The 19,816-nt window shown below is 73.1% G+C and carries 20 protein-coding genes and 2 pseudogenes; 3 read left to right on the top strand and 19 right to left on the bottom strand.

All coding sequences use genetic code 11. From position 1 onward, the window contains the following. The 19 genes and pseudogenes from I6A81_RS00810 to I6A81_RS45360 all read right to left on the bottom strand — a co-directional run. Positions 1 to 468 (bottom strand): annotated as a pseudogene (locus tag I6A81_RS00810) (hypothetical protein); the annotation flags it as partial. 19 nt (positions 469 to 487) lie between these two features. Next, the gene (locus tag I6A81_RS00805; protein WP_202999685.1) at positions 488 to 1,159 is read right to left on the bottom strand and encodes a phage tail protein I; all 672 of its coding nucleotides are present in this window, start codon (positions 1,157 to 1,159) and stop codon (positions 488 to 490) included. An 87-nt stretch (positions 1,160 to 1,246) separates the two neighbouring features. Further along, a complete protein-coding gene (locus tag I6A81_RS00800) occupies positions 1,247 to 2,248 on the bottom strand; it encodes a baseplate J/gp47 family protein (RefSeq protein ID WP_202999684.1) in 1,002 nt (333 codons plus the stop codon). A 9-nt stretch (positions 2,249 to 2,257) separates the two neighbouring features. Then, a complete protein-coding gene (locus I6A81_RS45365) occupies positions 2,258 to 5,818 on the bottom strand; it encodes a putative baseplate assembly protein (RefSeq protein WP_202999683.1) in 3,561 nt (1,186 codons plus the stop codon). 10 nt (positions 5,819 to 5,828) lie between these two features. Beyond that, the gene (locus tag I6A81_RS00790) at positions 5,829 to 6,218 is read right to left on the bottom strand and encodes a GPW/gp25 family protein (protein ID WP_202999682.1); all 390 of its coding nucleotides are present in this window, start codon (positions 6,216 to 6,218) and stop codon (positions 5,829 to 5,831) included. A gap of 9 nt (positions 6,219 to 6,227) precedes the next feature. Beyond that, positions 6,228 to 6,614, bottom strand: coding sequence for a PAAR domain-containing protein (locus I6A81_RS00785; protein ID WP_202999681.1), 387 nt, complete (start codon positions 6,612 to 6,614; stop codon positions 6,228 to 6,230). A 13-nt stretch (positions 6,615 to 6,627) separates the two neighbouring features. After that, the gene (locus I6A81_RS00780) at positions 6,628 to 7,272 is read right to left on the bottom strand and encodes a phage baseplate assembly protein V (protein ID WP_202999679.1); all 645 of its coding nucleotides are present in this window, start codon (positions 7,270 to 7,272) and stop codon (positions 6,628 to 6,630) included. Then, entirely contained in the window at positions 7,269 to 8,336 is a 1,068-nt protein-coding gene (locus tag I6A81_RS00775; protein ID WP_202999677.1) for a phage late control D family protein, read from the bottom strand. Before I6A81_RS00775 ends, I6A81_RS00780 begins: the two co-directional genes overlap by 4 nt. 6 nt (positions 8,337 to 8,342) lie before the next feature. Beyond that, complete coding sequence (locus I6A81_RS00770; protein WP_202999675.1) at positions 8,343 to 9,170, bottom strand: CIS tube protein; 828 nt, start codon at positions 9,168 to 9,170, stop codon at positions 8,343 to 8,345. Beyond that, positions 9,167 to 10,435, bottom strand: coding sequence for a hypothetical protein (locus I6A81_RS00765; protein WP_202999673.1), 1,269 nt, complete (start codon positions 10,433 to 10,435; stop codon positions 9,167 to 9,169). The genes I6A81_RS00770 and I6A81_RS00765 overlap by 4 nt, the downstream gene beginning before the upstream one ends. Then, on the bottom strand, positions 10,432 to 10,962 hold the full coding sequence (locus I6A81_RS00760) for a phage tail protein (RefSeq protein WP_202999671.1): 531 nt from the start codon (positions 10,960 to 10,962) through the stop codon (positions 10,432 to 10,434). The genes I6A81_RS00765 and I6A81_RS00760 overlap by 4 nt, the downstream gene beginning before the upstream one ends. After that, the gene (locus I6A81_RS00755) at positions 10,959 to 11,132 is read right to left on the bottom strand and encodes a DUF6760 family protein (RefSeq protein WP_202999669.1); all 174 of its coding nucleotides are present in this window, start codon (positions 11,130 to 11,132) and stop codon (positions 10,959 to 10,961) included. Before I6A81_RS00755 ends, I6A81_RS00760 begins: the two co-directional genes overlap by 4 nt. Next, positions 11,129 to 11,536: a hypothetical protein gene (locus I6A81_RS00750; protein WP_202999667.1), complete on the bottom strand. Its 408-nt coding sequence runs from the start codon at positions 11,534 to 11,536 to the stop codon at positions 11,129 to 11,131. Before I6A81_RS00750 ends, I6A81_RS00755 begins: the two co-directional genes overlap by 4 nt. Then, on the bottom strand, positions 11,533 to 11,973 hold the full coding sequence (locus I6A81_RS00745) for a phage tail protein (protein ID WP_202999665.1): 441 nt from the start codon (positions 11,971 to 11,973) through the stop codon (positions 11,533 to 11,535). Before I6A81_RS00745 ends, I6A81_RS00750 begins: the two co-directional genes overlap by 4 nt. A 33-nt stretch (positions 11,974 to 12,006) precedes the next feature. Beyond that, entirely contained in the window at positions 12,007 to 13,143 is a 1,137-nt protein-coding gene (locus I6A81_RS00740; RefSeq protein WP_202999663.1) for a phage tail sheath family protein, read from the bottom strand. Continuing rightward, complete coding sequence (locus I6A81_RS00735; protein WP_202999661.1) at positions 13,143 to 14,354, bottom strand: phage tail sheath family protein; 1,212 nt, start codon at positions 14,352 to 14,354, stop codon at positions 13,143 to 13,145. The genes I6A81_RS00740 and I6A81_RS00735 overlap by 1 nt, the downstream gene beginning before the upstream one ends. A 26-nt stretch (positions 14,355 to 14,380) precedes the next feature. After that, on the bottom strand, positions 14,381 to 14,974 hold the full coding sequence (locus I6A81_RS00730) for a DUF4255 domain-containing protein (protein WP_202999756.1): 594 nt from the start codon (positions 14,972 to 14,974) through the stop codon (positions 14,381 to 14,383). A 658-nt stretch (positions 14,975 to 15,632) separates the two neighbouring features. Then, a complete protein-coding gene (locus I6A81_RS00725) occupies positions 15,633 to 16,379 on the bottom strand; it encodes a CdaR family protein (protein ID WP_202999659.1) in 747 nt (248 codons plus the stop codon). Next, positions 16,376 to 17,344 (bottom strand): helix-turn-helix transcriptional regulator, encoded by a 969-nt coding sequence (locus I6A81_RS45360; protein WP_202999657.1) that lies wholly within the window; start codon positions 17,342 to 17,344, stop codon positions 16,376 to 16,378. Before I6A81_RS45360 ends, I6A81_RS00725 begins: the two co-directional genes overlap by 4 nt. A 763-nt stretch (positions 17,345 to 18,107) precedes the next feature. Here I6A81_RS45360 and I6A81_RS00715 point away from each other — a divergent pair. From I6A81_RS00715 to I6A81_RS00705, 3 genes and pseudogenes are all read left to right on the top strand, one after another. Then, positions 18,108 to 18,584: a hypothetical protein gene (locus I6A81_RS00715; RefSeq protein WP_202999655.1), complete on the top strand. Its 477-nt coding sequence runs from the start codon at positions 18,108 to 18,110 to the stop codon at positions 18,582 to 18,584. 115 nt (positions 18,585 to 18,699) lie between these two features. After that, complete coding sequence (locus tag I6A81_RS00710; RefSeq protein ID WP_202999653.1) at positions 18,700 to 19,173, top strand: hypothetical protein; 474 nt, start codon at positions 18,700 to 18,702, stop codon at positions 19,171 to 19,173. A gap of 129 nt (positions 19,174 to 19,302) precedes the next feature. Further along, positions 19,303 to 19,816 (top strand): annotated as a pseudogene (locus I6A81_RS00705) (hypothetical protein); the annotation flags it as partial.

Below are 19,816 nucleotides of genomic sequence, written 5' to 3'. Positions count from 1 at the left end.
CCCGCCGGCGGAGCCCCAGTGGGCGGGGGTGGGGGCGGGGGCGACCGCGATCGCGCTCCCCGCGTGCGCGGCGACGACGGGCGTCTCGTCCCAGCGGCGGTTGCTCGTTCCGCCGGACGGCGCGAGGTCGGTCGCGGTCTCGCCGTAGAACAGCCGCACGTCCGCGCCGGTGACGCCGGAGAACCTGTCGGTGGGCAGGACCAGCGTGACGGCGCCGGTGAGCAGCAGGTGCCGGCCCAGGGGGTCGACGGCGCTGCCGGGCGACACGGTGATCCGGTACGGCGCGCCGGAGGCCGCGGCGATGGCGAGCCCGTCGACGACGCCGGTCAGCCGGAGCGAGCGGGCCGTGCGGCGCTCACGGTCGAGGTGGTAGTACTGCTCGTCGACGAAGTCCTGGTCGATCAGGAACTGGCCGTCGAAGAACCGGACGCGCTTGAGCACGTCGGCCGGCTTCGTGTAGTCCGCCATCGGATTTTCTCGTCCCCTCCTACCCGGCGGTGCCGAGCCAGGTGTTCCCGCCGAGCCGGAGCATCTGCCCGCGGCCCTCGGCGCGGATCCGCTCCTCGGAGACCAGCCGCATCGTGGGGATGACGATCTTGAGTGCGTAGACGGTGTGCGCGGGCTTCTCGCGGTCGATGATCGCCCGTGCCGTCTCGCGGGTGGCGCGGATCCGCTCGGAGTCGTTGTCCGGCAGGCTGATCCGCACCTGGAAGTAGTGCGGCAGCTCGTCGAACGCGTCGTGGACGACCACGTCGTTCCCCGCGACGTCGCTGCCGAGCGGCCGCAGGAAGATCTCCAGCATCCGTCTCAGCCCGCCGATCGTGCCGCGCCGCGCGTAGAGCGGCACGATCTCGCGGATGAACCCGCGGGTGGTGTCGGTGTCCCAGTTCGCGGGCACGGCGAGCGCCACCCAGCCCGCCAGCCAGGGCAGGAAGTCCGGTGGCGCGGTCACCGGGTCGAAGTGCCGCGAGATGTCGTCGATCCGTTGCTGGAGGCCAGGCCCGCCGGCGGAGCCGGCGGCCAGCTCACCGTCGTTGGTGTCATCGTCGCCGGCGTCGTCGCGGCCGGTGAACAGCGCCTCGAAGGCGAGCAGGAAGTCGCCGACGAACGTATCGGAGCGGAAGGCCGCGGGCAGGTGGTCGAGGTACGAGCTGCTCACACCATCTCCCTCATCCCGCGTCCCCCATTCCGTGTTCCTTCTCCATCCCGTGTCTCCTCGCCGTGCCGCCGATCACCCGGTGTCCGATCACCCTGTGTCCTGCGCCGTCCAGGTCAGCGCGTGTGGGCGCCGGTAGCTGTCGTGCGCGACGAGCTCGATCCGGCGCAGGACGGCGAGCTCGTGTGGCGCGAGGCCGATCGCGGACACCGAGTCGTCCTCGGCGGTCACCGGCCGGCCGCCGGTGAGCGTCACGTCCTCGGCGAAGTCGACCAGCGGGAGCGCGTCGAGCACGGCGTACACGTCGGAGAGGTGCACCGGCTCGCCGAAGGGCCGACCGATGTCCTCCGGACCACCCGTGAACATGTCGAACGCGGCGCGCAGCGCCGCGACGGTGTCCGCCAGCGCCTGGGCCGGCGGGGCGTCCGCGCGCAGCCCGAGCCGGGCCGCGATCCCGATCTCGGCGTAGGCCGGGCCGACGACGCGCAGCCGCGTCGTCACGAGCCGCCGCGCGTCGAGGAAGGCCGCCACCGCCCGCAACAGCTTCTCCGACGGCGCCGGGCGCGCCTCGGCGTGTGCCGGCGGCGGCACGACGATGACGCTGACGTGCGCCGGCGCGTCCCGCTCCGCCGTCGCCGCCGGCCGGGTGAGGTCGCGTCTCGCGACGGCGTGCACCCGGGCCAGCCGGGCGAGGCGGGCGTCGCCGAGGCCGGCCGCCTCGGGGCTGCCCGGCCACTCGGCCCGCAGCAGGTGCTCGTAGTCGGCGGCGGTGACGGCGCGGTGCCGCCGCTCGAGCTCGCGCAGCGCCGCCGCCACGGCGTCGCCGAGGTCCGCGGCGGCGGGGTCGGGCGGCGGGCGCCAGGCGGGCCCGTTGAGCAGCGCGAGGAACGACCATGTGTGCGCGTCGGGCACCTCGTCCACCTGGAAGGCGAGGATCTCGGTGAGCCAGGCGAACAGCTCGACGAGCGCGATGCCGGGGTCGCTCGGGTTGTGGTCGGTCCAGCCGGGGTGCAGCGCCGGGATGAGGGCCCGGGCCTCGGCCATGAGCGCGGCGTAGGTGAGCTCGTCCGGCCCGGTAGGGGTGATCGACATCGCCGGTCCTCAGTCTCGCAGGGTCATGGTGATCTCGTGGTCGCCGGAGAAGACCAAGGCGCGGTCGAGCCAGCGCCGCGCCTCGGCGTCGGGTGTCTCGTCCACACCGGCGGCGAGAGGTCGGTCGACGAGGTCGGTGATCCGCGTCGCGAAGGCCTCGGAGCCCACCTCCGGCGTCAAGCGGACGGTGAGCTGACGCAGGTGGCTGACGCCCGGCACCGCCCGCACGAGCGCGAACAGGTCCGAGCGGTGCGGCTTGCGGCCGAAATCCCAGCCAGCGCCGGCGGCACCGCCGGTGAGCGGGTGCAGGAACGCGCGCAGCCGGTGGTGGATCGCCTCCCGCAGGGCGTCGGGCTCGGCACCCGGCACCGGCACGACGGTCGCGACGACCGCGACCCCGATCCACTCCGGACCGGCCACCCACACGTCCGCCGTCGCCGGCGCCCGCGCGAGCAGGTACGCGCGCACCTCGTCGAGCAGCCCAGGGCTCGGCGTGGGCCGGTCGCCGCCGGTCGCCGGCACGACGACGACGCCGGCCCGGCCGCCACGCAGCGCGGTGTGCGCGTCGGTCGGCTTCGGACGCGCCGGGTCGAGCCACAGCAGTTCGGCCGGGTCGTAGCCGCGCGGCGGCACGGCCCTGGCCCGGGCGAGCGCGGGCGTGGCCGCGACCGCCAGGTCCTCGAAGTCGGCCGCCGCCACCGCGCGGCCCCGGTGCCGCAGCGACCGCGAGCCGCGCGAGCGCAGGTCGTCGAGGGACTCGCGGTCGGCGCCGCCCTCGGCGGGCAGATGGTTGACGACGGCGTCGACGGAGGGCAGGGCGACGGCGAGCTGGGTCACCGTGCCGGCTCCGGTGTTGCCGAACACGCCGCCGCCGTACCGGTACCCGATCCGGATGTTGCCCTTGCCAGGCGGTGGCACCAGCCCGGTGAGCCCGTCGCCGAACCGGATCGCGCCGGTGAGCCGATCGAGCGCGAAGTGCCGGTCGTCCGGGCCGGAGGAGCGCAGGTCGGTGACCGCCTCCCAGACCGTCCAGACCTCCTCACCGGCACCGGCACCGGCACCGGTCGCGGGCGTCGTGTCCGCGCGCACGACCAGCCGCTCGCCGGGCAGCACCGGCGTGTGCGCCGTGCGCAGTTCGAGGCCCGGCGTGCCGGTGCCGTTGCCGAGGATCTCCTCGGCGACCGTCGTGCCCTCGGTGGCCCACACGGTGTCGGGCAGCACGCCGCGCACCCGCGGCTGGAACGGCAGGTCGCCGCCGGCGACGCGGGCCCGCACCCAGTAGGCGTCCCGGCCGGCGACCGTGCGTGCCACCTGGTCGGGCGGCCCGACGAAACGCACCGTGCCCCGGTCGGCGAACCCCTCGGTTCCGTCGACGACGGCGAGCGGCTCCCAGCCCTGCTCCCCGGAGTACTCCCAGACCACCGACAGCCGCGCCCCACCCGGCCCGGCGTCCGCGCCCTCGCCCGCCACCTCCCGCGGGCGGGGCGGGCAGACGGGCAGGAACAGGGTGACCGGCTCCTCGCCGAAGTCGCGGTCGAAGCCGAGGTTCAGCGCCGGGTCGCTCTCCACGTCGCCCACATAGGGCACCAGGCCGTCGCCGCCCTCGCTCCTGATGGCCGTCAGCGCCCCGCCGGGCGGCACCGCCTCGACGCTCACCCGGTCGGCGTTGCGTGTCACGAGCGCGCGCGGCCGGTCCCGCGTCACCGCGAGCGGCCGCCAGCCCAGGTCGGCGAGCAGCGGCGGCGCGAGTGTGGCCGGGGTGTACTCGGCCTTCCACGCGCCGGCCGCGTCCTTCGTCGTGGTGTACGCGGCGGGGGCGCCGTAGTCGCCGAGCAGCCGCGCGCGCACCCAGTGGGCGGTGCGGCCGCCCACCTCGACCGGCCGGGACGGGGCAGCGGGTTCCATCGTCACGTCCCCGTCGACGGTGAACGCGTCGGCCCGGCTCACCGAGCGGACCGCCCGCCACGCGGCGCCGTCGTGGGTCTCCCACCGGATCGCCGGACGCAGGCGCACGAGGGGCAGCGGCGTCGCCTTGCCTTCGGCGTTCGTCACCGTCACGACGAGGGTGAGCCGCCCAGCGGCGGCAAGGGGCTCCGGACATTCGAGGTAGAGCACGTCGTCGTAGGCGGGCTGTTCGCCGAACGGCCGGACGGCGCGGCTGAGGTCGAGCTCGGCGCCGTTCGCGAAGGCCGACGGCACCGGCGCCGGCGTCGTCTCCGCGGCGTCGCGCTCCAGGGTGAGGTCGACCAGGCGTGGCCGCGGCCGCTCGTACGCCACCTCGATCGCGTCGATCAGGGGCGGAACGTCGTAGCCGCCACCCTCGTTCTGGTCGACCTCGACACGCAGCCAGTGCCCGTCGACTCCGCCCAGCAGGGCGCCGGTCAGGTCGGGCGGCAGGGTGAAGGTGACCCCGCCGCCGTCGCCGGTCCGGGTGAGTGCCCGCGTGGTGTCGACGACGCGCAGCGGGCCGTCCGGCTCGGAGGTGTTGCTCCACGAGCGGCCGATCGGGCGCCAGGTCTCGCCGACCCGGTAGGTCCAGTTGAGCACCGCCGGCCGGCCTCGTCCCGGCCGGCCCCAGCGCGCCCCGGCGAACGTGATCCGCACCCGGGTGCCGGGGGTGCTCTCCGGTGGCCGCGGCACGCTCAGGTAGAACCACTTCACCTGGCCTTCGACGCCGAACGGCGCCAGCCCCTGGGCGAACGGTTCCGGCGGTCGGCGCCCGACGGCGACCGCGGTCGGCGGCTCGGCGACCGCGTGGCCGGTGAGCGGCACGGTGAGCTCGGCGCGCAGCCAGTGCCCGGTGACGCCCTCGACGTCGCCCTCCTCGGCCCCGGCATGGGCCGGGAACCGCTGGCGCACCACCCGGCGGTCCGGCGCCGGCGTGCTGACCGTCGCGGCGTCGGCGGCGAGCGCCGTCCACCCCGCCCCGTCCCACCGCGACCACCGCGCCTGCTCGGCGACCCACGGCTCGTCGGGCGGCGACGTCACGACGACGGTGAGCGGTCGCGGCGCGGCCGAGGCGAGCATCGGATGCTCGACGTAGAGCGCGTGCACGACCGGTGTCGCGCCGGTGAAGGCGCTCACCTCCGCGCCGAGCCCGCCGCCCTCCGGTGACACGACGTCCGTCCACGTGTCGTGCACGGGGTCGGTGACGACGACGGCGCGTAACCGGGCAGGGGAGAGCACCAGCGGCTCGTCGGTCTCGTAGGTCACGCCCTCGGGCCGGTCCTCGCCGCCCGGGGCGGACACCGGCGTCCGCGCCGGCACGGGCACGCCGGCCGGGCTGCCCTCGGCCGACGTGAACGTCACCGGCACGCGCGCCGGGCGGGCCGGCGTCGGGCGCTCCCCGATGAGGTCGAGGAACGCCAGGTGCGCCCGGTCCGGAGCACGGTTGAGGCGTTCGACGACGAGCTCGGCGAACCGCGCGGCGATGCCGATGAGCGCCGATCCGGGGTCGGACGAGCCGTCCGGGGCGGGACGCCAGGCGCTGTACCGCTGGGCGAGCGCCGTCGTCCACGCGGCCAGCTCGCCGCGGTCACGCGGATCGAGGGGCGGCGGAAGCGTCGTCACGGCTACTCCGTCACTCCAGGTAGAAGGGGTAGACGAGGTTGAGCCGGCTGTTCGTGGAGCGCATCAGGTAAGTGATCTCGACGAGCAGCACGCCCCGGTCCCCGGGGTCCTGGCGGGCCTGGACGTCGAGCAGGTCGATCCGCGGCTCCCACTCCTGCAGCGCCTCGGTGATGTCGCGCGCGATGCCCGCCGTCGTCGCGGGGCCGACCTCGCCGAACACGTGGTCCTCGATGCCGCACCCGTAGTCGGGCCGCATCACCCGCTCGCCGGGCGAGGTGCTGAGGATCATCCAGATCGCGTTCCGGACGGTCTCCTCGTCGCCGGACGTCGTCCGGATCGTGCCGTCGTCGGTGACACCGACGGGGAAGGCCCACCCGTGGCCGCCGAATCCCGAGTCCACGCCGCGCCCCTAGCCGATGTTCACGGTGCCGACAGCGACGATCTTGCTCACCGGAAGATCGGTCGGGTCGTTGCAGGTCTCGACGGGGTCGCCCGCGCGCGCCGCCGGCTTTCCGTTGATCTTCACGGTCTGGCTGCCAACCTTGACGGTCCCCTTGTTCGAGGGCGGGCGCTGGAAGACGCCGCCGGGCGCGACGTGGGGCGGGGCGTTGTCGGCCGTACTGCCGACCGTCGCCGCGGGCCGCCCCATGATCTTGACGTTCGAGCTGAGGTTGCCGTTGAGCGCACCCGCGAAAGGCAGGGGCATCGGCGCCGGCGCCGCGGGCGCGGGGGGCACGACGACGTGCATGTCGACACCGACGACCTGGTCGCCCTGCTTCGCCGCCGGAAGTCCCACGTCCGCCTCCCACTCAGTTGATGTTGACGACGCCACCCTTGAGGGTGAGCTTCGAGCCGCCGTTGATCTCTGTGCCCCGCTTGCCATCGATCTTGATCTCGGCGTCGGAGGTGATCTCGACACCGGCCTTCGCGCGCATCGTGAGCTTGCCGTTCGTCGCCTCGATGACGACGTCCTTCTCACCGGTGATCGTCACGGTCTGCTTGCCGACGTCGATGACGATGCTGCTCTTGGCCCCCTTGGCGATGATCTCGACCCGCTCGTTGTCCTGCGTGTCGTCGAGGCGGACGACGTGACCCGAGCGTGAGCGGAGAACCTGCACGTTGCCCTTGCCGATGGCGTCGGGCTCCGGCGGTGCGTCCTTGCCGTTCCACAGCCACCCGATGACGTACGGCGTGCCCGGGTCACCGTGCTCGAACGCCACGAGCGCCTCGTCGTCGAGGCGGGGCTGGAACTGCGCGCCCGTCCCCTTGCCGGCCATCGGCGCCGCCACCCGCGCCCAGTCGGTCTCGACGTCGTCCGCGAGCCACGGCAGCCTGAGCTTCACCCGGCCGAGCCGGTCCGGGTCCTTGATGTTGGTCACCACGCCCACGGCGACGCCGGCGAACACGTCGCCCGTGCCGACGCCGAGCAGGCGCTCGTACACCTCGCTGCTCATGCCGCCGTCCTGCGCAGCCGGTACGCCGTGCGGAAGTGGTTGCCCTCGGCGAGGGTGTGCACGACCTGCGCGACGTAGTACGTGCCGCTGAAGGTCGTTCCGGCGCCCTCGACGCCCACCGTCGTGCCGGTCCGCAGGGTCGCCAGCCCCGGGCCCTCGGCCTCGGCTTCGACGTAGGCCAGCGCGGACGTTCTCAGCCGGCCCACCACCAGCTTCTCGGCCTCCTCCTGACTGCGGACGGGCACGGTGGCGGTCGTGACGGTCGCCGCTCCGAAGATCTTGTCGGCCTGGCCCAGCCCCGTCGTGTCGGCGCCCATCGTCGGGACGACGCGGCTCGCCCTGGTCCCGACGATGTCCTCCTTGCGCCGCGCGTCCCACGCACGCACGGTCTGGGTGCCCGCCCGGCCGGCCGCGCTCAGCCACGCCGCGAACTCGGCGATCTCCTCACCCACGCGCAGGGTGTGCTCGACGGGCTGGCCGAGGGCGGGCTCGCGGAAGTGGAGCTCCTTGCCGCGCACGAAGACCTCGTAGCCGTTGCGGCGGGCCCGGGACCGGAGGAATTCGAGGTTCGTCTGGTTGGACTGCAGCACGTGCGTGTGCTTCGTGCGGGTGTTCGTCACCTGTGCGCGCAGGCCGGCCTCCCGCGCGACCCTCGAGGCGATGTCGCTGTCGGTGAGGTTGACGAAGGTGCGCGTCATCGTCGACCGGTTGAGGCGGTGCAGGAAGTCGTACGCCCGCACGGTCACGGTCGGCGACCGGCCGCTCGACCAGACCGGCTCGACACCGATGATCTCGCCGACGAAGGCCGCGGGGTCCCCCGCCCCGCTCCCTCCGGGCTGGACCTCCACGCTCGCGCCGACCCCCAGCAGCGGCGAGTCCGACCAGGTGTGCCCCAGCGTCTCGGAGTTCCAGTTCATCAGCTGGATCGTGAGCATGCCGATCGCGTCGAGATCCTGCTCGATGCGGATCCCCAGGAGATCATGCTCGGCATCGAGCGGCAGCGCGCTGCCGTTGACCTTGACGGTCCACGTCGGGGGCGCCACGTTGGCCATCGCACCGGGCATCTGGGCCTACCCCACCCGTGTCTGGGACCGCGGCCCCGGCGCGGGCGGCTGCGCCGTGATCGCACGCCCTTGGGCCTCTAGCCGGGGGATGGTCAGCACCGTGCCGGGACGCACCCGCAGCGGATTTGCGATCCGGTTGGCGCGCGCGATCTCCCGCCAGAGCCCGGGGTCGCCATACTCCTCGGCCGCGAGGCTGTGCAGGGTGTCGCCGCGCCGCAGCACCCGCGACTTGACGACGTCGGCCGAGTGCGGCTCCTCCGCCTTCGACCGCGCCCGGGTGCGGTACTCGGCGAACGTGCAGTCGAGCGTCGCGCGCACCGGTGTGCCGTCCGGCAGGAACATCGTGAAATGCTGGTCGAGCTGGACGAGCACGCCGGTGAAGATGTGTTCGTACTCGCCCCAGCTGAGCTCGCACACCGGCGGCTCGTGCGTCTCGCTGTCGATCTTCGCGAGCCTGACGACCTCGCGGGTGAGCTTCGTGACGTCGCTCGCGGTGCCGCTCGCGAACGGGTTCGCGGTGTCGCGCAGGCTCTTCAGCGCTCCCACGACGCGGTTGTCGGCGTCGCCGCGCGACTCGTAGGTGTCGAACAACAGCGATATCGAGAGCGTCTCCGGCTGGACGCCGATGAACTTCTGCGGCCGCTTGTCCAGCACCTGGCCGGTCACGCCGCCTTTCGGCGGCTCCCATTGGATCGAGCGCGACCGGCTGATCTCACTCGGGTTGAACAGGGCCTCGATCTTCTCCTTCTTCACGCCGCCCTTCTTGTACGTGATCGTCAGCTTCTCGAGGCTGTCGCTGTGCAGGACGCCGGTGACGAGGCCGGTGAGCTTCATCGCCGCGCCCCTCGCCGTTCCGCCTCGATGCCGAACCGGCGCACCATGCGCCGCTGGACGGCGTCCGCGAGCCGGTCGAGGTCGACCTCCGCGCCCGCGTCCGGCGCGGGTGCTCCCGGGCGGGCGGGACGCCTGGTGTGTGCCGCGTGTGCCGTGTGGGCCGGTGCCGGGACGTGCGCCGCGGCGGTGGTCGGGGGCGGTGCCGATGCCGGGACGGGGAGGGTGACAGCGGGTCGAGCCGGGACGTGCGCCGCGGCGGCGGCCGGGTACGGTGTCGCCGCCAGGACGGGCAGGGTGCCGACGGGTGGTGTCGGCGCGCCGACGGGTGCCGACCGGACGACGGGTGCCGACCGGACGACGGGCACCGGGCCGAGCTCCCGTACGGGCGCGACCACCGGCATCCCTCGTGCCTCCAGGGAAAGCCGCGGCCGGACGACGGGCGTCGTCTCCGGCGCCGGCGCGGCCACGGGGGTGGGCACCACCACAGGCAGGCGCGTCGGCGCGTCGGCCGCGGCGAGCGCGGGGGCGGAGGCCGGCGCGGCCGCCGCCGCGCGTTCCGGGACGGGGCCCCATGCCGGGGCCGCGGCCGGGGTCGAGGCCGGGTGGCGGCCACCGCGCACGAGCCGCCGGACGACCGGCTGCGCGGTGCCGGTCCGCGGCGCGGGATCCGCGAGGGCGAGCGGGTTGGCCGCGGCCGGGGCCGCCGGACGCACACCGGTAGCCGGCCGCGCGGGCCGACCGGCTGCGTGGTCAGGCGGGGCTGCGCGGTCAGGCGGCGCGACGACGTGTTCCGCTGCGGGTATGCCCGTCACCACTGGCCCGCCCGTCGACGGCACCGCGGCGCTCCGCGGGCCCACCGGCGCCGGCACGAGCGGGGCCGCCCGGTCCCGCGGCCACGGTGTCGCGCGCGCCGCCGGTGTGGCGGTGACGCGCGGCGGCGCTGCCGGGGCGGCGAGGGCCGGGGCGAGACGGGTCGCGTCCGCGTCCCGCCCGCCGGGTGTCCGCGCGCGTGCGCCGGTGCCGCCCGGCACCGTCGGCGGCTCGGATGCGCGCGCCGTCACGACGGGCAGCTCGCCCGCCACCCGTTCCGGTTCGGGTGTGCCGCGCGACAGCACGACCGCGGCGAGCGGCACGCCGCCGACCATCCGCTCGTGGCGCAGCGCGAGGAGACGGGCGGGCGTCCGGTCGAGGAGGCCCGCCTGCCGCTCGCGGGCGTACAGGCGCGCGAGCAGGCGTGGGTCGATGCCCGGGCTCGTCGTGGTCATACCCGCGCCATCTGCGCGAGGCCGTGGGCGGCGGCAAGCGCCTGGCTGGCGAGGGGCTTGCTGAGGCCCTCGTGCGCGAGCTCGATCGACTCGAAGATGATCCCGTCGCTGCTCGCGTCGAGCGCGGGACCGGTCCAGCGCACCGGCAGGGCGTTGCGGAAGTTCCACCACATCAACGGGATCTGGCGCCGGTCGAGCATCATGATCGTGCCGTTGCACCGCTGGATCACGCCGCGGGCGGCGTTGTCGTACCAGTTCCACAGCGAGCTGTTGGCCGTGAGGCCGTGCTTGAGCACGAGGTTGGTGCTGGTGGCGCAGTCGGGGAGTCGGTGCACGTAGCCGTTGACTCCGCCCTCCCGGTACTCTGTCGTGCGGATCTCACCCCCAAGGCCGTCGACGCTGGTGAATCCGCCGACCATCAGACCCTCGATCTCGACCGCGAAGTTGAACCCGGGGAAGGGGTCGAGTGGACGCACGCCGGGCACCCAGTTGCCGATCACGGCCGGCGCCCAGCTCAGACCGATCATCTTCGCCCTCCCGTCTGTTCGGTGATCCGCTGGTTGATCCGCGCGATCTCGGCCACCCAGCGCTGTCGCTCGCGGTGCTCGAGCCGCAGGATGTCGTCACGCTGCCAGTGGAAATGGAATGCCACGTACGCCACCTCCTCGTGCAGCCGGTCCGAGGGGTAGCGGGTCACCCCCCCAGGCCCGAGGTCTCCACTTCGAAGTCGCCGTCGCAGTGCGGGCAGGCCACCTGGAAGCGCGAGCTGCCGGTGAGGTTGATCCGCTGGTAGAGGTCCTGCAGGTAGGCCAGGTCCGCGGCGTAGAGGTGCTCGATCGTGTTCGTGTTGACGTGCTCGAGCGTCCCCAGCTGGTTGATCACCCGGGCGAGCAGGATGACGACGAGGTAGCCGGGGTTCGCCCGCACCCGGGGATCCTTGATCGGTTCGATCTCGTCGTACGCCGTGGCGAGCCGCATCGTGCCCTCGCGGTGCACGGTGCCGTCCGGGCCCACCAGGCCGCGCGGCAGCTCGAACGGGAACTCCGTCGGGCCGGCGTCCCGCGCGGGCGGGGCCGCGCCGGGCTGGCGCGTGTCGGTCACGACCACTGGTCCAGCTCGAGACGCTCGTAGGCGATGGTGATCTGTTCGATCGCGAACTCGTCGGTGGTCGCGTTCAGGGAAGGGCCGGTCCAGCTCGTCGGCCACGCCTCGAAGAGGTTCCAGGTGATCTTTGCGTTGCCGACGTCGTCGAGCACGGTGATGGAGATGTTGTGCCGCACCACCTCGCCGCGCGCGGCCTTCTGGCGCCACTCCCAGAGCTTGCTGTCGCTCGTGACGCCGCGGCCCAGGGTGATGTCACCGTAGGTCACCAGACCCGGGATCTTCCGCGGGCTCAGGTACCGGTCGGTGCCCTCGCGGTATGTGCCGGCGTTCTGGCTGTTCTGGAGGCCGGAACACTCGCGGAACCCGGCCCGGGTGATCCCGTCGAGCTCGACCGAGAAGTTGTACCCCGCGTACGGGTCGATGCGCGTCACCATGTCCGGCGGACCTCCCTCCCTCTCGCGACCCGGTCAGGCCGCGTTGACCATGACGTTGACCGTGGCCTCGTCCGCGCCCTGGACGACGCGGACGACGATGAACTCCGCCGGGACGGCCGGCGCCACCCCGATCTCGGTGACGACCAGCCCGGCCGCGACTACCTCCGGCGGGTTCGTCTCGTGGTCGCACCTGACGTAGAACGACTCCTCGGCGGTGCGCCCGGCGAAGGCGCCGGAAAGGTGGAGCAGCTCGAGCGCGGCGGTGAGCTCGCGCGTGATGCGCACCCACAACCGCACGTCGTTCGGCTCGTACGCCACGGCCGAGAGGAACCGCTCGGCCCAGCGCCCGACCGTCGACACCAGGCGGCGCACCGTGATGTCGCGCCACGCCTCGTCGTCGCTCGCGGTCCTGGCGCCCCAGGCACGGATGCCGCGGCCGGGCAGTGCGCGCACCGGGTTCACGCCCGCCTCGTACAGGGCGCCCACCTCGGCGTCGGCCAGGTCGACGGCGACGTCGAGCACCCCCTCGAGCTCGCGGTTCGCCGGCGCGCGGTGCACACCCTTCTCCCGGTCGCCGGCCGCGTACGTGCCGGCCAGGTGCCCGCACGGCGGCACGTACCGCGCGACGCCGGCCGAGGGCACCCGCACCCACGGGTGGTAGAGCGCGCCGAACGCGGCGTCCGGCCCGGCCAGCCGCTCGCGCTGGCGCAGCACCGGCGCGAGGCCCGCCGCCGGCACGGCGTCGAGCACCGCGAAGCGGTCGCCGCGCGCCGCGCAGTGCTCGAGCACGGCGCGCTGGGCGGCGGCGACGTCCTCCTCCCGTGGCCAGGCGGCGAGGTCGGGCAGGCAGACGAGGTCGACGTCGTCGAGGTCCTCCAACGCGGCCAGACCCCGGCGCACGGCCCCTACCGGGTCGGTGCCCGGGTCGGTCCAGGCGACGTGGCACGTGGCGCCGCCGTTGGCGAAGAAGCCGCGGACGGCGTCGGCGAGGGCGCCACCCGCTGGCAGGGTGACGGCGGCGAGGTCGCCGGCCGTGGCGAGCTGCTCCGGCCCGACGGCGCCGGCCGTGCCCTGCGCCGTGTCCTTGCCGAACCCGAGGAACACCGGCACGCCCGTGACGAAGCTCCGGTGCTCCGGCGGTCGGACGTCCTCCCGCCGGAGCCCCGGCATCAGGCCGCGGGGCCGGCCCACTGGCTGATCCGGAAGACGACGAACTCTGCGGGGTTCACCAGCGCGATGCCGACCTCGGCGACGAGCTGGCCGAGGTCCCGCACCTCGGGCGGGTTCGTCGTCTCGTCGCACCGTACGTAGAAGGCCTGCTCCGGGGTCGCGCCGAGCAGCGCGCCGCCGGCCCACACCGTGGTGAGGAACGCGGTGACGTTGCGGCGGACCTTCGACCACAGTTCGGCCGAGTTCGGTTCGAAGACGGCCCACTGCAGGCCCTCGTCGATGGACTCGCGGATGAAGTTGAACAGGCGGCGCGAGCCGATGTACTTCCACTCGGGTGCGCCGGCGGCCGCGGTCGTGCGCGCACCCCAGATCGTGACGTTGGCGCCGAACGGGCGGATCACGTTGACACCGCCGGGGTTCAGGCCCGCCTGCCCGGCCCTGCCGACCGTCGTCTCGACGCCGAGCGCGCCGCGGATGACCTCGTTGGCGGGCGCCTTGTGGACGCCACGCTCGGCGTCGACGCGGGCGTAGACGCCGGCGACGTGGCCGCTCGGCGGCTGGTAGACCGGCGCGCCGCCGTCATCGACACCGATCTGGATCCACGGGTAGTAGACGGCGGCGTAGCTGCTGTCGCGCACGTTGCCGGCGATGGCGGCCTTGGTGAGCGACGTGGCCCGGCGGCCGTCGAGCACGGCGAAGCGGTCCTGCGCGTACTCATGCTCGCAGTGGTCGATGATCGCGGTCTGCACGGCGTCGCTCACCGCGCCGGGGATCGCGACGATCGCGATCTCGTCGAGGACCGTGAACGACTCGAGCGCGGCGATGAGGTTGCGGTCGGTGCCGGAGGCGACGCGGGTGACCAGCGCGCGGGAGCCGCCGTTGTTGAAGAAGCCGTAGACCGCGTTGGCGAGCACGGCGTTGCCGGGCTGGACGTCGCCGAAGTTCGCGCGGAACGCGTCCCAGCTGTCGACGAGCACGGCGGTGCCGGCGGCGGCGACGGGGTAGAAGTCGTCGGGCTCGCGGACCGGCGCCGAGTCGCCGGCGTCGGCCGCGGGCGGCCTGGTGCCGGTGCGGCCGGGACGCAGGGGCATGGTGACGTCGTCGGCGACCGCGCCGATGAAGCCGGCGGTGCTCGTGCCGACACCGGCGATCGGCTTGACCGCGGACGGCACCTCCTCGACGTACACGCCGGGCGTGAGGTACTGGGGCATCCCTCGTCGTCCTCCTGTTCGGGTACTCAGGTCGCGGAGGAGTGGTGCGCGAGGACGACACCGGCCCGACTGACGGCGGTGGCGGCCTCGACCGGGGCGAACACGTCGAAGCTCACGGTGACGCAGTAGTGCAGGGCGGCCTTGGGTTTGCCGCCCATCGCCTGCCAGAACTCACCGAGGCTCTGGAGCCGGTTCTCGGCGATGATCCGGGTCGGCACCGGCGGTTCCTGCCCGGCGAGCTCGCCGCGCAGGTGCTCGGCCGGGACCTTGGGGTGCCGCAGCAGCACCTTGAGCACCTCGCCGAGCAGCCGGTGCTCGTCCTCGGCGGGCTTCGGCGTGCTCTCACTGGGCCACGCGGTGATGAGGTACGAGCAGGCGACCCGTCTGGGTGGCCGCTTCCGTCGGGCGACCCTGCCCGCGGCGTCGCGTTCCTCCTCCCATTCGGCCGTGCGCAGCTCGATGTCCTCGCGGACGTCGTAGAGGAAGAACGACAGCGCGGGCAGCCGGACGCCGGCCGGCGGGAACTGGTCGTCGGGACCGTCGAAACTGATGTCCACGCCCGACAGCGACAGCTCCGCGCTCACGAGCGTGGCGAGGCTCGCGTCCAGGTCGTGGAACATGCTCACCCCCCGTGCTGTTTCGTTCCGATTACGTGTCTATCGGGCAGGCGCCACTCGCGCGTCTCGCCGGCGTCTCCGAGAGCGTCTCGCGAGGTCGCCCCGCGTGCCGCCGACGGATGATCCCCGGCCGGTCGCCGGTCGCCGGTCGGCGAGGTCGCTCCTATCCACTCGCGGCGCTGGTTGACGCCGAGGAGTCGCTCCGGCAGGGGCGGCGTGCAGCTCTCGAAGGCCGACATCGAAATCGACATGGTCGGCGCTGATCGGCCAGAAGTTCACCTGGGACACCCGGGGCCGGCCACATCTTCAACAGAACGGACTCCCGCTCGTGCCGAGTGAAGATCTCCCTGGCGGAGGGCAGGGCGAGCGCCGCGGAGCCCTCCGTGTATTCGCAAACCCAGTTACGAGCCTGGATCAGGTCGAAGCCGCGTTGCCGGCCAGTCCTCGTCCTTGATCCTTTTGTATCCCGCCCTCGCGGGCTCTCTGGCCAGGTAACCAGTCCGCGCCTGCCCTACCGGACCAGCTCGGTGCGACAGCGCCGGCCAGCGAAGGCCCGCCGGTGGCACGTCAGCGAACGGGACGTGAATTGTTGCGCCCGCCGGTTGGCTCGGTGGTCGTCATCGACGTCCCGGTCGCTCCGCGACGTCGATGTCCGGGCTGGTCAACGCCGTGATGGCGACGGCTGGGGGCGCCGTTGGCGGGACCGCGGCTGTTGGGCGGTCGCGACGATGTCGCCGAACGTGCCGAGGTAGGTGAGCAGCGTCTGGGCGTACTCGCTGCCCTGCGCCGCGTCGTGCGCCAGTATCGCCCGGACCTGTGTCAGCCGCGGGTCCTCGTCGTCGAACGGTTCGCCTTCCAGCAGCGCGGCGAGCACCACCTCGGCCCGCACGTCACCGAGAGTCGCCACCGGTCCGTGACGATCCGGGTCGCCGCGCAGCACGTCGAGGACCTGGACGGCCAGGTGCCGTGAGCGCGCCGCCTGCGCGAGTCCCGGCACCGCCGGGCCGAAGCCGACCGTCAGGGCGACCCTGGTCGACCGGCGGGCGGCGGTGACCAGGTCGGCGCCGAGTTTGCGCAGCCGGTCCGCCAGCCGCTCCTCGACGTGGCCGTGCGTGGCGACCGGCAGCAGCAGGTGCACCTCACCGGCCTCCAGCGCGGCGGCCGCGCCGGGATGCCAGTACTCATCGTGCAGCGCGACCAAGTCGACGACGCGGGCGGCGTCGGACTCGCGGGCGTCGTCGGAGGTCGGGCGGGCGGTGGCTAGCACCACCGGGTCGGAGTCCGACAGGGACAGCGCGGCCGCGGCGGTTTGGCGGTCCAGCTTCCCGTCCAGGAGGGCCAGCAGGACGCCGGCCCGGCGGGTGCGTTCGGTGTCGATGCTGCCGCGGCGGCGCAGCAGACGCGTCACGGACGTGTGCGAACCGTCTGACGAACCGTGTCGGCGCGCGAACGTGGAAGTCGTCCGGCCGGCCGGTGGCCACCACGTCCGTCTCCCGTCTCGAGGGATTCCTCACCTGGCGTCTGGCGGTCGTTCCCGGACGAGGCGGGCCCCTGTTTGACCCTGGTCAGGCCGCCGCCGGGAGTGGGCGGAGGCAACAGACCCATGTGCTGGGCGCGCAGGACGGCCGCGAGGCGGTCGGTGACGCCGAGCTTGCGGTAGAGCCGTTCCTGGTGCTTGCCGACCGTGCGTTCGGAGATCGCGAGTCGGCGCGCGATCGCCGAGGCCGTGAGCCCTTCGGCGATGGCGGCGAGGACCACGGCCTCCCGGGGCGTGATCGTCAGCTCGGCGGCGACCTCGGCCCGGAGCGCGCGAAGCGGTGACGAGGGCTCGCCGTTCCAGCGGGCGAGCTGACGCACGTGGCCGGCCACGCTCTCCAGCAGCGGCGCGAGCCGGTGGGCGAGCGCCATCTCCTGCTCGCCGAAGTCTCCGTCCGAACGCATGATCGAAATGCCGAGCGACAGCGGGCCGCCGGTGAACGGCACGTTCAGATGGTGCTGGGCGCCCAGCGTCTCCCGCATGAAGGCGTGGGAGGCGGTCCGTCGCCACTCCGGGGGCGACACCAGATCGGTCACCTTCATGAGCGGAGGCACGCCGTTGGCGAAGACGTAGGTGCTGAAGGGATGGTCGCGGATCAGGTCGTCGTGTAACAGGGAACCCTGGGGCCACGTGGCGGGACCGGGTGCCATGTTGACGACCATGCCGACTCGCCGGGGTATGTCCATCTCGATCACACCGGCGACGTCGGCGTGGAACAGCGATCCGCTGGCCTGCTCGCACACGATGCGCCACACGTCGCCAGGCTCCGGAGCCGCGAAGATCTCCACTGCCAGCTGCAGCATCTGGTCCCAGGCCTGGGCAGGGAGCTGCGGCACTACGACACCCCCGTGACGTGGTCGAGTGGAAGACCGCCCTGTGCGTCCGTTACCTCTCCTACCGCATCTCCCGGGACGAGACGGGCCACTGTCCGTGATGTGACCAGCAGAACGCCGCCGGCCAGGGGATCCGGAGCGGCGTCGAGGGCCGCCAGGGCCGGTGCGGGCGTCACCCGCCGAGGCCGGGACGGGCCAGCGTCTCATCGGGCACGGCGGGATGACGACCCAACAGGCCGATCCGGACAACCTGATCGTCCTGTGTCAGGGACGACCTACCCATCCGGCCGGTGCCCGGGGCCAGTCCCGGGACAGCGCCGCCGGGGAGCGGCGAGGAGGCCCTTCCTCGAGGTCTCCGACGGGCCTGATCCCGGTGGCCCGTTTGATGAAGGAATCAAGAGTAGCGGCTACCTAATCCGCCCGCGGCGAGCCGGACCGCCACGCGAGGTCGCCTGTGCGTCGAATGAGTAGCGTCTGCTCAAGCGCCCCAGCGGCCGCTCGCGGTTTCCTGTCAAGGCGGCCGGCTGTGGAAGTCCGCTTCCGCCTTCCGGTTCCGTCGTGGTTTCCCAGCAAGGCAGGAGTAAATGGCACCGTCCCACCGGCCGCTGGCCGGATCGTTCGTGTTCGCAACCATCTCGACGAGCCACTCGATGATCCTCCTCGTACCTGCCCAGGCCGGAGATGCCGGCGGGACGGGACATTCGTGGGAGGACAGGCCGTCAAGCCCGGCTGTTCGCTCGGGTGAACTCAACCATCGGAGGATCTGATGAAGGTCGGAAAGCTGGCCGCCGCTGCCGCCGTGGGCGCGGTGGTGGCACTGGTCGGCGTCGCGGCGCCGGCGAGCGCAGAGGTGGAGAAGGGCGACTTCGTGAACTCCTGCGGGCCGCAGTTCTCGCTGCAGGTCGTGGGGCCGGACGGGGCGCCCAAGACACTCAAGGCTACGGTTTGCATCGAGAGCTACACGTCGGGGTACTGGCCCTACACTAGCCGGACGAAGACGCCGTACCTGAGGCTCTACAGTTTCAACAACGTCCCGCTGGTGATACATGAGGTTCAGCTGCGTCTCGCGACGGATACGGTGGCGCGGAACCACGGCACGGTCGAGGTCAGCAGCGTGACACTCTGGGGGCACCCCGGTGGAGACGTGTCGTCCGCACCGGACTTCGGGCTGGCCGAGTTCTATTACACGTCTCCGAGCGGGCTGAAGAAGTTCGCCGGGGTGAGCCCTCCCGATTTCACCTGAGTGGCTCGGCCCCCTGGTCCGGTCGCCGAGAAGCGGCCGCGCCACCGGAGGGCGAGGAAATCACGACGCTCGAAGTGTCGCCGCCCCGACGGCGGAACGAGTTTGTGGAGGACGAATGAGGATCCGGAAGAGGTGCGCTCCGGCCGCGATCGCGGCCGCGGCGACGGCCCTGATCGGCGTCGCGGCCCCCGCGGACGCGGTGGAGAAGGAGAACTACCTGCAGTCCTGCGGGCCGTTCTACACCCTGCAGACAGTGGCGAAGGACGGGTCACCGCACCAGCTCGTGACGCGGGTCTGCATCGAGAGCTATGACGTGCCCTTCGACTACAGGACCAAGGCGCCTCTCCTGCTGCTGTCCAGCTCGGACAACGTCCCTCTGGCTGTCCAGGAGGTCAAGCTGCGCCTGGCTCCGGACGGGGGCACGGTGAAGGATCTCGGCACGGTCGGCTTCAAGAAATGGACCGCCACGGGGATCGCGGTGGAGGACACCTCGGCCGGGCCGGACTTCGCGCTGGCCGAGTTCCTGTACTGGACGCCCTTGGGCGAGCTGAAGAAGTTCAGCGCGGTAAGCGCCCCCGACGTCACCTGAGTCACGCGGCGGGTGCCCGGGAGGGGCGTGGAACCCCTCCCGTCATCGAGAACGAATCCGGACAGCGATCGTGGAACGGCCTCACCGGGGTCCGGTGGGGCCCGGATCCAGTGCGTCCTCTCCAGAGGGGTGAGCGTCATTTCCGGCGAAGGTGAGATGGTGCTCGGCCGGGCTGTCGACGCCGGCCGGGAACGGTTCGGGTCGCGGCTCCTCAGCGCCTATGCGATTGGCAGTCTCGCGCACGGAGGTTTCGCGCCTCTCGTCAGCGACGTCGACCTCGTCCTCGTCATCGGGGATCCGCTGTCGGACGCCGACGGTGAGACGATCGACGATCTGTCGGCCGCTGTCCGGAGTTCCGGCGGACTGGCCGGTCGGCTGTCCGTCTTCTGGGCGAGTCCCGCGATCATGCGTGGCGAGCGGGCGGGCGGCCGACTTCCCGCGCTGGACACGCTCGACCTCCTTCAGTACGGCAGGCTTCTCCACGGGCTGGACACGAGGGACGGCGCGGCGACCCCGCCCCACGCGGCCCTGGTGACGCAGGCGGCGGCGCTGGCCGTGAGCAGGCTCGGGGGGGGGGGACTCGCCGGCGCGGGGGCGGGGGGTTGGGGGGGGGGGCGGGGGCGGGCCCAGGTGTGGCGGTTGG

This window comes from Frankia nepalensis, assembly GCF_016786325.1.
GTDB lineage: Bacteria > Actinomycetota > Actinomycetes > Frankiales > Frankiaceae > Pseudofrankia > Pseudofrankia nepalensis.
Note: the sequence above shows the minus strand (reverse complement) of the source record. Positions and strands in the feature narration are given on the sequence as shown.

Excerpts from the sequence above, each read along its gene's own strand:
- I6A81_RS00715 (WP_202999655.1), top strand. The coding sequence starts at position 18,108 with ATGAAGGTCGGAAAGCTGGCCGCCGCTGCCGCCGTGGGCGCGGTGGTG.
- I6A81_RS00760 (WP_202999671.1), bottom strand. The coding sequence starts at position 10,962 with ATGATCGGTCTGAGCTGGGCGCCGGCCGTGATCGGCAACTGGGTGCCC.
- I6A81_RS00775 (WP_202999677.1), bottom strand. The coding sequence starts at position 8,336 with ATGCCCGGTGCGATGGCCAACGTGGCGCCCCCGACGTGGACCGTCAAG.
- I6A81_RS00800 (WP_202999684.1), bottom strand. The coding sequence starts at position 2,248 with ATGTCGATCACCCCTACCGGGCCGGACGAGCTCACCTACGCCGCGCTC.
- I6A81_RS00740 (WP_202999663.1), bottom strand. The coding sequence starts at position 13,143 with ATGCCGGGGCTCCGGCGGGAGGACGTCCGACCGCCGGAGCACCGGAGC.
- I6A81_RS00770 (WP_202999675.1), bottom strand. The coding sequence starts at position 9,170 with ATGAAGCTCACCGGCCTCGTCACCGGCGTCCTGCACAGCGACAGCCTC.
- I6A81_RS00745 (WP_202999665.1), bottom strand. The coding sequence starts at position 11,973 with ATGGTGACGCGCATCGACCCGTACGCGGGGTACAACTTCTCGGTCGAG.
- I6A81_RS00710 (WP_202999653.1), top strand. The coding sequence starts at position 18,700 with ATGAGGATCCGGAAGAGGTGCGCTCCGGCCGCGATCGCGGCCGCGGCG.
- I6A81_RS00730 (WP_202999756.1), bottom strand. The coding sequence starts at position 14,974 with ATGTTCCACGACCTGGACGCGAGCCTCGCCACGCTCGTGAGCGCGGAG.
- I6A81_RS00780 (WP_202999679.1), bottom strand. The coding sequence starts at position 7,272 with ATGAGCAGCGAGGTGTACGAGCGCCTGCTCGGCGTCGGCACGGGCGAC.
- I6A81_RS00765 (WP_202999673.1), bottom strand. The coding sequence starts at position 10,435 with ATGACCACGACGAGCCCGGGCATCGACCCACGCCTGCTCGCGCGCCTG.
- I6A81_RS00735 (WP_202999661.1), bottom strand. The coding sequence starts at position 14,354 with ATGCCCCAGTACCTCACGCCCGGCGTGTACGTCGAGGAGGTGCCGTCC.